Here is an 11,457-nt window from a genome sequence, read left to right on the forward strand (position 1 = left end):
GGCGGAAGGCGGGCGGCAGGCGGCAGGCGGCAGGCGGCAGGCGGCAGGCGGCAGGCGGCAGGCGGCAGGCGGCAGGCGGCAGGACAACATGCCCGGCGGGACCGCGAGGCGCGCGTGGCGTCAACCGGCCCGCAGCGCCATCGTCATCGCCTCCACCGCCAGCAGCGGTGCCACATTCCGGTCGAGGGCCTCGCGGCAGGCGGCGATCGCCTCTATCCGGCGCAGGGTGGTCTCGGGGGACGAGCCGCGCGCCAGCCGGTCCAGGGTGTCCCGCATCTCCGTGTTGGCGAGGGCGAGGCTGGTGCCGAACTGGAGGGCCAGCACGTCACGGTAGAAGGCCGTGAGGTCGATCAGGGCCAGATCCAGGCTGTCGCGCTGCGTACGCGTCTTGCGGCGCTTCTGCTTGTCCTCCAGCTCCTTCATCACGCCCGCGGTGCCGCGCGGCATCCGGCCGCCCTGGGACGCGCCGAGCGCCGCCTTCATGTCCTCGGTCTCCTTGACGTCGGTCTCCTCGGCGACCTGCTTGGCGTCCTCGGAGGCCGCGTCGATCAGCTCCTGGGCCGCCTTGAGGCAGGCGCCCACGTCGTCGACACGGAGGGGCAGTTTGAGGACGGCGGCACGCCGCGCGCGGGCGCGCTCGTCCGTGGCGAGGCGGCGGGCCCGCCCGATGTGCCCCTGAGTGGCACGGGCCACGGCGGCCGCCACGTCCGGCTCGATGCCGTCGCGGCGTACGAGGACATCGGCGACCGCGTCCACGGGAGGCGTCCGGAGCGTGAGGTGACGGCAGCGGGAGCGGATGGTGGGCAGTACGTCCTCGATGGAGGGGGCGCAGAGGAGCCAGACCGTGCGGGGGGCGGGCTCCTCGATGGCCTTCAGCAGGACGTTGCCCGCGCCCTCCGTGAGGCGGTCGGCGTCCTCCACGATGATGACCTGCCAGCGGCGGCCCGCCGGGGACATCTGTGCCCGGCGGACGAGATCGCGGGTCTCCTTCACGCCGATGGAGAGGAGGTCGGTGCGGATGATCTGCACATCGGCGTGGGTGCCGATCAGGCTCGTGTGGCAACCGTCGCAGAATCCGCAGCCGGGGGACCCGCCGAGGGCCCGGTCGGGGCTCACACACTGGAGGGCCGCAGCGAAGGCCCGCGCTGCGGTGGAACGGCCCGAGCCCGGCGGCCCCGTGAAGAGCCAGGCGTGCGTCATCTTCGACGCCTCGGCCACCGGGGTGCGGTCCGCCACGGCCGTGACCTGGGCGTCGGCGTCCCGGGCGGCGGCGTCGAGCTGCACGCTCACCTTCTCCTGGCCCACCAGGTCGTCCCACACGGTCATGGGATGCCGCCCTTCCGTCGCACCGGTGCCTTGCGCATCCCATTGTGCGGGAGGGCACTGACAACGCGGTCCACCCGACCCCCGCGCTCACCATCGGCACCCGCCGCAGACACCCGCCGCACAGGTCGCATCGCCGAGCATCACCGCCGACGCCCGCCCCACCCGGCCAAGGACCCTCAACCGCCGTCAGCGCCGACGACGCCCCCGCCCCTCGTCCGGCTCGTCCTCGTCACGGGGACCCAGCAGTTCGTCCGCCAGCGTCGGGAGGTCGTCCAGCGGGGTCTCCTCCGCCCAGTCCGAACGGGGACGCCGCCGAGGCGTGCCGTCCTCGTCGACCTGAGGCAGCTCGCGCGTGCGGGCGTCGGTGCCCTCACTCCCGGGCCGCTCGTCACGGAAGTACCCCGGAGGCACCCGGTCCGCCGGACCACTCCCCTGCTCGCCATCACCACGGTCCTCCCGTACGGGAGGAAGGACAGCCGTCTCATCGGCAGCGGGACCACGCCCGACCGGCGGCAACACAGCCGTCTCATCCGCAGCGGAACCCGGCCTCACCGGCGGCAACACAGCCGTCTCATCCGCGGCGGACCCCGGCCTCACCGGCGGCAGCACAGCGGTCTCGTCGGCCGCTCCCTGCGGCCCCGCTCCCTGCGGCGCCGGAGGCTGCGGCAGCACGGTCGTCTCGTCGTCGTCCGGCCCGGCCTGGCGAGGCGGCACCGGAGGAAGCACCGCCGTCTCGTCGGCCGGCCCTCCGGACACGTTCGTGGGTGTCACGACGGGCGTCGGCACCGTGGCCCGGCTGTCACGGCCGGCCACCGGACCACCGGAACCAGCCCCTCCGGAACCCTCGGAACCACCAGAACCACCGGCAGCCCCAGAGCCCCCAGAGCCCCCGGAACCCGCAGCACCAGCACCCGCACCCGCAGCCTCCGCCGCAGCGGCAGCCGCACTGGAAGCCTCCGCCTCCCTCTGCGCCTCCGCCGCCCGCCGGGCCTGCTCGGCCCGGAGCAACGCCTCCTCGGCCTTCCGCTGCTTCTCCAGGCGCCGCTCCTCGGCCTCGGCCCGGAGCCGCGCCTCGTCCTCGGCCTGCTTGCGCCGCCGCGCCTCCTCGGCCGCGAGGGCCTGCTCCTCGGCGAGCCGCCGTGCCCGTTCCTCCTCGGCACGCACGCGTGCCGCCTCGGCGCGCTGCCGGGCCTCCTCGGCCTGCCGCTCGGCCTCGCGCCGCTGGGCCTCCTCCAGCTCGCGCTGCTTGCGCTCCTCTTCCTCCGCGCGCAGCCGGGCGAGCTGCTCCTGGCGCTCGCGCTCCTGCCGCTCCTCCTCGGCCTTGCGGGCGGCCTCTTCCTCGGCGCGCCGACGCGCCTCCTCCTCGGCGGCCTTGCGGGCCTCCTCCTTGGCCTTGATCTCGGCCTCGGAGAGCGGGAGGACCACATCGAGCCGATGCCGGATCACGGTCGTGACGGCTTCGGGCTCCTGCCCGGCGTCGACGACCAGATAGCGCGCCGGGTCGGCGGCGGCGAGCGTCAGGAAACCGGACCGCACGCGCGCGTGGAACTCGGCGGGCTCCGACTCCAGCCGGTCCGGCGCCTCCGTGAACCGCTCACGGGCGGTCTCCGGCGGCACGTCGAGCAGCACGGTCAGATGAGGCACAAGCCCGTCGGTCGCCCACCGGTTGATACGGGCGATCTCGGTCGGGGACAGATCACGCCCGGCCCCCTGGTACGCCACGGAGGAGTCGATGTAGCGGTCGGAGACGACCACCGCGCCCCGCTCCAGGGCGGGCCGCACGACGGTGTCGACGTGCTCGGCGCGGTCGGCGGCGTACAGCAGCGCCTCCGCGCGGTGCGAGAGACCGGCCGACGACACGTCGAGCAGGATCGACCGCAGCCGCTTCCCGACGGGCGTGGCACCCGGCTCGCGCGTGACCACGACCTCGTGCCCCTTGGCGCGGATCCACTCCGCGAGCGCCTCGGCCTGGGTCGACTTCCCGGCCCCGTCGCCGCCCTCCAGGGCGATGAAGAAGCCCTTCACTGCAGCCGCCTGCGCGGGGTCGTCCCCGCCGCGCAGCGCGTCCAGCAGGTCGTGCCGCAGCGGCACTCCGGAGCGGTCGTCGGCCTTGGCCAGCACCAGCGCGGCCACCGGCAGCAGCAGCGCGCCGACCAGCATCAGCGTGAAGGCCGCGCCGCCGTGCGCGAACACGAACTTGCCGTTCTCCACGCGGTGCGGGCCGATGGCGGCGGCCACCAGGGGGGCCACCAGCGCACCCAGGGCCACGAACACCCGTACGACCGCGTGCAGGTGTTCCGTCGTACGCGTCCGCCGGTACTCCTCGGCCTCCTGGTCGAGGAGGGCGTGCCCGGTGTTGGCGGCGACGCCCGCGCCGCCGCCCGCCAGGCCGACGATCAGGATGACCGTGGTGACGTCCGGGACGAGGCCCGCCGCGAGCAGCGCGATCCCCGTGAAGGCGATCGCCAGCGCGAGCAGCCGGCGCCGGGACAGGGACGGCAGCAGCTTGGCGGCCGTACGGATGCCGATCACGACCCCGCCGGTCAGCGCGAGCACCAGCAGCCCGTACGTCACCGGCCCGCCGCCCAGGTCCTTGGCGTGCAGCACGGAGACGGCGACGGCCGCGGCGATCGCCCCGGCGACGGCGGCGCAGGCGAGCACCAGGAGCGGGATGGCCCCGGTGCGGCCCTTGTCGATGCCGGTGCCCGTCTTGGGGCGGCGCAGCCCTTCGAGCGGCGACCGCGCGCGCGGGGTGCGCGCGTCGGGCAGTTCCAGGAAGGTGAGCACCGAGAGGGACGCGGCGAACAGGCCCGCGGAGACGTACGAGGCGAGCGCGGCCTGGTGCTGCGCGAACCAGTCGAGCCCGGTGCCCAGCAGGTTGTTGACGAGCGCGGCAACGAGAAGCGTGGCCGCCGCGAGGGGCACCGCCACGAATCCCGTACGCAGTGAAAGGCGCCGCAGCGCGTCCATGTGGTCCGGCAGCGGGCGTACCGTCGCGCCCTCCATCGGCGGCGCGGGCAGCAGCGCGGGGGCCGCGCTCTCGCGGCACACCATCCAGAAGCGCTCGGCGACCCCGATCACGAAGGCGGTCACCAGGAGCACGGCCAGCGCGTTCTCCGGCGTCCAGTCGATCCACAGGGGGGCGATGATCAGCAGCGCGGCCCGCACACCGTCCGCGCCGACCATCGTCCAGCGGCGGTCGAGCGGCCCCTCCTGGGAGGTAAGGGACGTGAGCGGCCCGAGCAGGACCGCCCCGAAGAGCAGGGTGGCGAGAATCCGCGCCCCGAAGACCGCCGACACGGCGAGGGCCACTCCGCGGTAGCCGCCTCCGAAGGAGCCGTCGGCGACCGCCGCCTGGAGGGCGAGCAGGACCAGCACGAGCAGCGCGAGGGCGTCGCCGACGCCGCCCACCAGCTGGGCGCTCCACAGGCGCCTCAGTTGCGGCACACGCAGCAGCGCCCGGACGGCGCGCTCCCGTGAATCTGCGACCAGGGCGTCGTCGGGGGCCGTGTTGTGGGCCGTTGGCTGCTCGGCTCGCGTCATCCTGCCAGCCTATCGGGAGGGACTGACTCCCCGAATAGGCCCCCGAACATGCGAACGCCCCCGACACCAAGTGGTGCGGAGGCGTTCGTTTTACGAACCAAAGGTGAAGGACTCGGTCCCGAGCCGGAGGCGGGCCCCGAAGGCCCTCACCGGAAGCGGACCGAAGGACTCGGCCCCGGTCACGGCCCGCGGCCTCAGCCGCAGTCCGAGCCGTCAGCCGTCAGCCGTCAGCCGTCAGCCGTCAGCCACAGTCCGCGACCTCGGCTCTCGGCCTCAGTCCTCGGCCGTCGCCCGGGAAGCCGTCGCCTTCTTTGCGGTCGTCTTCTTGGCAGTGGTCTTCTTTGCCGCCGTTTTCGTGGCAGCGGTCTTCTTGGCGGCGGTTTTCTTCGCCGGCGCCTTCTTGGCCGGGGCCTTCTTGGCGGCCGCCTTCTTCGCCGTCTTCTTGGCAGGCGACTTCGCGCGCTTCTCAGCGAGCAGCTCGAAACCGCGCTCCGGAGTGATCTCCTCGACGCTGTCGCCGGACCGCAGGGTGGCGTTGGTCTCGCCGTCGGTGACGTACGGGCCGAAGCGGCCGTCCTTGACGACGACGGGCTGACCGCTGACCGGGTCCGCGCCGAGCTCCTTCAGCGGCGGCTTGGCGGCGGCGCGCCCGCGCTGCTTGGGCTGCGCGTAGATCGCCAGGGCCTCGTCGAGGGTGATCGTGAAGAGCTGGTCCTCGGCCTGGAGGGAGCGCGAGTCGGTGCCCTTCTTCAGGTACGGCCCGTAGCGCCCGTTCTGTGCGGTGATCTCCACGCCCTCGGCGTCCTTGCCGACGACACGCGGCAGCGACATCAGCTTCAGGGCGTCGGCCAGCGTCACCGTGTCGAGGGACATCGACTTGAACAGCGAGGCCGTACGCGGCTTCACGGCGTTCTTGCCGGTCTTCGGGGTGCCCTCGGGGAGCACCTCGGTGACGTACGGGCCGTAGCGGCCGTCCCTGGCGATGATCTGGTGGCCCGACTGGGGGTCGGCGCCGAGCTCGAAGTCACCGCTCGGCTTGGCGAGCAGCTCCTCCGCGAGCTCGACGGTCAGCTCGTCGGGTGCCAGGTCCTCGGGCACGTCGGCGCGCTGGTGGTTCTCGGAGTCCTTCTCGCCGCGCTCGACGTACGGGCCGTAGCGGCCGACGCGCAGCATGATGTCGCTGCTGTCCACGCGGAACGACGACACCTCGCGGGCATCGATGGCACCGAGGTCGGTGACGAGCTCCTTGAGACCGCCGAGGTGGTCCCCGTCGCCGTTGCCCGCCTCCGCGGCGCCGGTCGCGTCGCCCTCGCCGAAGTAGAAGCGCCTGAGCCACGGAATGGCCTGGGCCTCGCCCCGCGCGATGCGGTCGAGGTCGTCCTCCATCTTGGCGGTGAAGTCGTAGTCGACGAGCCGCCCGAAGTGCTTCTCCAGGAGGTTGACCACGGCGAAGGACAGGAAGGACGGCACGAGTGCCGTGCCCTTCTTGAACACGTAGCCGCGGTCGAGGATCGTGCCGATGATCGACGCGTACGTCGACGGGCGGCCGATCTCGCGCTCTTCGAGCTCCTTGACCAGGCTGGCCTCGGTGTAGCGGGCCGGGGGCTTGGTCGCGTGGCCGTCGACCGAGATCTCGTCGGCGGACAGCGGGTCGCCCTCGTTGACCTGCGGAAGCCGGCGCTCGCGGTCGTCCAGCTCGGCGTTCGGGTCGTCCGCGCCCTCGACGTAGGCCTTGAGGAAGCCGTGGAAGGTGATCGTCTTGCCGGACGCGCTGAACTCGGCGTCGCGGCCGTCGGAGGCCGTGCCCGCGATCTTCACGGTGACGGAGTTTCCGACCGCGTCCTTCATCTGGGAGGCGACGGTCCGCTTCCAGATCAGCTCGTACAGCTTGAACTGGTCACCGGTCAGGCCCGTCTCGGCAGGCGTGCGGAAACGGTCACCCGAGGGGCGGATCGCCTCGTGCGCCTCCTGCGCGTTCTTGACCTTCCCGGCGTACGTACGCGGTTTGTCCGGCAGATAGCTCGCGCCGTAGAGCTGCGTGACCTGGGCCCGGGCCGCGGTGATCGCGGTGTCCGAAAGGGTCGTGGAGTCCGTACGCATGTAGGTGATGAAGCCGTTCTCGTACAGCTTCTGCGCCACCTGCATGGTGGCCTTCGCGCCGAAGCCGAGCTTGCGGCTGGCCTCCTGCTGGAGCGTGGTCGTACGGAACGGGGCGTACGGCGAACGGCGGTACGGCTTCGACTCGACGGACCGTACGGAGAAGCTCGTGTTCTCCAGGGCGGCGGCCAGCGCGCGAGCGTTGGCCTCGTCGAGGTGGAGCGTGTTCGCGCCCTTGATCTGCCCCAGCGAGTCGAAGTCGCGGCCCTGGGCGACGCGCTTGCCGTCGACCGTGGTCAGACGGGCGACCAGGGCGGCCGGGTCGCTCGCGTCACCGGCGCGGCCGGTGCCGAAGGTGCCGGTCAGGTCCCAGTACTCGGCGGAGCGGAAGGCGATGCGCTCGCGTTCCCGCTCGACGACGAGACGGGTCGCCACGGACTGGACGCGGCCCGCCGACAGACGCGGCATGACCTTCTTCCAGAGGACCGGCGATACCTCGTAGCCGTAGAGGCGGTCGAGGATGCGGCGGGTCTCCTGGGCGTCGACCAGCTTCTGGTTGAGCTCGCGCGGGTTGGCGACGGCGGCCTGGATCGCGGCCTTGGTGATCTCGTGGAAGACCATCCGCTTGACCGGGACCTTGGGCTTCAGCACTTCCTGCAGGTGCCAGGCGATGGCCTCGCCCTCGCGGTCCTCATCGGTGGCGAGGAAGAGTTCGTCGGAGTCCTTGAGCAGGTCCTTGAGCTTCTTGACCTGGGCCCGCTTGTCGGCGTTCACCACATAGATCGGCTGGAAGTCGTGTTCTACGTCCACACCGAGGCGGCGCACCTCGCCGGTGTACTGCTCGGGCACCTCCGCGGCGCCGTTGGGGAGGTCGCGGATGTGCCCGACGCTCGCTTCGACGACGTAGCCGGGGCCGAGATAGCCCTTGATCGTCTTCGCCTTGGCGGGCGACTCGACGATGACGAGTCGGCGGCCGCCGTGTGCGGTCTCGCTGGTCGGGGACAACTTCGCTCTTCTCTCCGGTCGACGCAGGGGGTCTTGCCCCAGGCCTGGAACCCGGGGGTCGGGTCATGCTGACGCTGCGGAGTGTGACGGTACATCCCGCCCCCGTGTCAAACGGGAAAAGCCCGCAACGGCCACTCGAACGGTAACCCGACTCCCGCCATTCCTGCCGCCCGGAGTGCCGACCTGCCGTTTCCGACCTATCCGGAGGGTGACCTCTCAGTTACTGGAGGTCTGCGTCCCGGAGGGCTCAGGGCCTTGTCCGCGACGGCCGTAGGCCGTCGATTCCCGGACACCGAAGGTGAATGTTCCCGGCCAGGGCGGCCGACTCGGCCGAGGGGCGCCGGGGGTGTCGCCGGAAGGGGCGACGCTCAGGTACGAGTGAAACACCACACGGCGAGGAGCAGCGCGGACGTCCCGGCGAAGGCCGCGACCGCCGCGGAGGCCACCGGATGCACTCCGTGGGCGACAGGGGCGCGCTGCCGCAGCCGGACGGCCGTCCACAGCAGGAGACCGCCCCCGAACAGGGCGAACACCGATCCCGTGAAGATCGCCGGTCCGCTCTCCATGGTTCGTCTCCTCCGGCCTTTGGTACCCAGCACCGGGACGCTGACACCTCCGGGCGGCCGGAACACCAACCCCGGGTGAACGCAGGGCGGACAGCTCCCTGCGCCCTCATGCGGAATCCGTCACACCGCTCCCTGCCGACCGGTTTCACGTCCCGGTGCGGGAGCCCGGACCGGTGTCCTCGGCCGGAGACCGGCGGAGCGTCGGGCACGCCGAGCCCTGTCCGGGGCCCCTCGTGCATGAACCCGATCCTGGCCACCGTGCATCAACACCTCGTGCACGGTGGCCACATGCGGGCCGATTCCTCGTCGTACGCGAGTCGGTCCGGGAAACCCTCCCGCCGGGCCCGGGACGGCTCATCGGGCGGGCTCGATGAACCCTTGCTCGACCAGCAGCCGGATCTGGGACGGGGTCCGGTCCCGCAGCAGGACCGGGTCCTCTCCGACCAGCTGGGCGATGGCGTCCAGGATCCGGCCGGCGCTCAGCGTGCCGTCGCAGACGCCCGCGAAGCCCGCACCGACCGTGTCCACCTTCGTGGCCCGCCGCATCCCCCGGTGCTGGCGCAGCACGACGTGCTCGGGGTCCTCGGCGCCGGGCAGCCCGACCTGCTCCTGCACGATCTCGCCCGCGAGCCTGAAGTGCCCGGCGAGCAGGGCCGCGTCGTCATGCGCCCGCAGATAGTCCACGCGGTCGAAGTGCGCGCGCACGGTGTCGCCGAGCGGCTGTTCGACGGAGTGCGGCCACTCCTCCACGACGACCGAGGGCTCGGCGGCCGCCGACTTGCGCAGGCTGATCCAGCCGAAGCCGACGGACTTCACCTTCCGCGCCTCGAACTCGTCCAGCCACGCGTCGTACCGCGCCTGGTACTCCATCGGGTCGGAGCGGTGGTCGCCCGCGTCCCGCAGCCACAACTCGGCGTACTGCGTGACGTCCTGGACCTCGCGCTGCACGATCCACGCGTCGCAGCCGCGCGGCACCCAGGACCGCAGCCTGTCCTGCCAGTCCTCGCCCTCCACGTGCTGCCAGTTGGCGAGGAACTGCGCGTACCCCCCGTCGTTCAGCCGGTCGCCCGCCTCCTGAACGAGCGTGCGGCACAGATCGTCCCCGCCCATCCCGCCGTCGCGGTAGGTGAGCCGGGCGCCGGGAGAGATCACGAAGGGCGGGTTGGAGACGATCAGGTCGTACGTCTCGTCGTCGGCGATCGGTTCGAAGAGGGAGCCCTCGCGCAGGTCCGCCGCCGGGGCACCGGACAAGGCGAGCGTGAGCGCGGTGATGTGCAGCGCGCGGGGGTTGAGGTCGGTCGCGGTCACGCGCGTGGCGTGCTGCGCGGCGTGCAGTGCCTGGATCCCGGAGCCGGTGCCGAGATCCAGCGCCGAGCCGACCGGCGTACGCACCGTGATGCCCGCGAGGGTCGTGGACGCACCGCCCACACCGAGTACGACTCCTTCGTCACGGCTGCCGAGGCCGCCCGCCCCGCCGACCGCGCAGCCGAGGTCGGAGACGATGAACCAGTCCTCGCCGCCCGGGCCGCCGTACGGCCGTACGTCGACCGTCGCCGCGACCTCGTCCCCGCCGGTTCGGGTCAGCCAGCCGCTCTCCAGGCAGTCCGCCACCGGCAGGACCTCCGCCACGCGCGCGCGGGGCACCGGCTGCTGCAGCAGGAAGAGCCGGACGAGCGCCTCCAGCGGTGAGTCGCCCCGGGTGGCCCGGAGCGCGGGCACGGTCTCGCTGCGGGCCAGCGCCGCGTACGCGGGGGCGCCGAGCAGGTCCAGCAGCCCGTCGGCGCTGAAGGAGGCGCCCAGGAGGGCGTCCCGCAGGCGTGCGGTGACGTCGGTGCGGTCGGACGAGGGCAACGGTGCCAGGCTGCTGTTACTCACGCCTCCATTGTGTCCGCTCCCGCCGCCGCGGCGCGCGCCCTGTGGACAGACGAACCGGCCGGACAGCCGGAGCCGGCGTCCGCGGGCGGCGTCCATGCGGACAGGCAGAGGGCCCGGCACGCACGCACGCGTACCGGGCCCTCTTTCGCTTGACGAACGATCGATGCCCCAGGAGGGCCGGTCCCGTCTCTCAGGCCTTGCTCAGGCCCTTCTCAGGCCTTGCTGGCCGACGGCGACGTCGAGGCGGACTTGCAGCTCTCCTGCTTGGCCATCGCCTTGCCCACGTCGCCCTCCTCCAGCTTCTTGAGGGCGTCGTTGCCGCTCTGGCTGAGCTTGTCGAGCTGGGTGGCGATCCCCTTGAGACCGTCGGCGAACTTCGCCTGGTCCTTCGTGTCGAGGCCGTCGACCTGCTTCTTGAGGTCGGCGTACGAGGAGGAGATCGTGTTGAGCTCCGTGACGGCGTCCTTCTGCTTCTTCTCGCCGTCGTCGACGTCGGGGGCCCCGGCCTTGTCCACGGCGGCGCCGATCGCCTTGTAGGCGTCGGACATGTCCTGGAAGGCCTTGGAGTCGGTCTTCTGGACGTCCGCCGGAGTGCTGTTGTCCGAGGTCTGCTTCTGGATCGCGGTATTGGCGGCCTCGATCTTCACCGCCTGCGGCTGCACCGCGTCACACACCTGCTTGGCCCAGGAGTTCAGCTTGTCGCTGCTGTCGTCACTGCTGCATCCCGACAGCGCCAGTACCAGTACCGCACCGCCGGACAGTGCGGCCGCGAGCTTCTTGTTCACCGGATTGGTCCCTTCCATGGCTCTCGGCCCCGGAACATACACGCCAAGTGGGCGACACCACCGTGACGAAGGTCCACTTCATCCGTTATTGAAGCCATTTGCACCAAGCGAGATAAGGCTCACGAACAGGGCGTGGACACACACGGGCGGGGGGGGGGGGGGGGGGGCCGCCCGCCCCCCCCCCCCCCCCCCGGCCCACACCGCCCGCCCGGCGCGAGAGGCTCCACAACCGCAACACCGAACCAACACACCACAACACC

Annotated in this window: 6 protein-coding genes; all 6 read right to left on the reverse strand. The window is 72.1% G+C overall.

Features of this window, described 5'->3' with window-relative positions; all coding sequences use genetic code 11:
• Window positions 1-120 precede the first annotated feature (120 nt).
• Window positions 121-1,326 (reverse strand): DNA polymerase III subunit delta', encoded by a 1,206-nt coding sequence (locus tag ACFWXQ_RS31480; protein ID WP_383935667.1) that lies wholly within the window; start codon window positions 1,324-1,326, stop codon window positions 121-123.
• A 186-nt stretch (window positions 1,327-1,512) separates the two neighbouring features.
• Window positions 1,513-4,869 (reverse strand): dTMP kinase, encoded by a 3,357-nt coding sequence (gene tmk, locus ACFWXQ_RS31485; RefSeq protein WP_383935665.1) that lies wholly within the window; start codon window positions 4,867-4,869, stop codon window positions 1,513-1,515.
• 273 nt (window positions 4,870-5,142) lie between these two features.
• Complete coding sequence (topA, locus tag ACFWXQ_RS31490; RefSeq protein WP_383935663.1) at window positions 5,143-7,971, reverse strand: type I DNA topoisomerase; 2,829 nt, start codon at window positions 7,969-7,971, stop codon at window positions 5,143-5,145.
• A gap of 368 nt (window positions 7,972-8,339) precedes the next feature.
• Entirely contained in the window at window positions 8,340-8,537 is a 198-nt protein-coding gene (locus tag ACFWXQ_RS31495) for a hypothetical protein (RefSeq protein ID WP_266761973.1), read from the reverse strand.
• Between the two features lie 354 nt (window positions 8,538-8,891).
• Window positions 8,892-10,412 (reverse strand): methyltransferase, encoded by a 1,521-nt coding sequence (locus ACFWXQ_RS31500; protein WP_383935660.1) that lies wholly within the window; start codon window positions 10,410-10,412, stop codon window positions 8,892-8,894.
• Between the two features lie 212 nt (window positions 10,413-10,624).
• On the reverse strand, window positions 10,625-11,215 hold the full coding sequence (locus tag ACFWXQ_RS31505; protein ID WP_200397417.1) for a small secreted protein: 591 nt from the start codon (window positions 11,213-11,215) through the stop codon (window positions 10,625-10,627).
• Between the last annotated feature and the right edge of the window lie 242 nt (window positions 11,216-11,457).

This window comes from Streptomyces sp. NPDC058697 (assembly GCF_042715345.1).
GTDB lineage: Bacteria > Actinomycetota > Actinomycetes > Streptomycetales > Streptomycetaceae > Streptomyces > Streptomyces liliifuscus.

Coding starts and splice junctions, on each gene's coding strand:
- tmk (WP_383935665.1), bottom strand. CDS start 4,869: ATGACGCGAGCCGAGCAGCCAACGGCCCACAACACGGCCCCCGACGAC.
- ACFWXQ_RS31495 (WP_266761973.1), bottom strand. CDS start 8,537: ATGGAGAGCGGACCGGCGATCTTCACGGGATCGGTGTTCGCCCTGTTC.
- ACFWXQ_RS31480 (WP_383935667.1), bottom strand. CDS start 1,326: ATGACCGTGTGGGACGACCTGGTGGGCCAGGAGAAGGTGAGCGTGCAG.
- ACFWXQ_RS31505 (WP_200397417.1), bottom strand. CDS start 11,215: ATGGAAGGGACCAATCCGGTGAACAAGAAGCTCGCGGCCGCACTGTCC.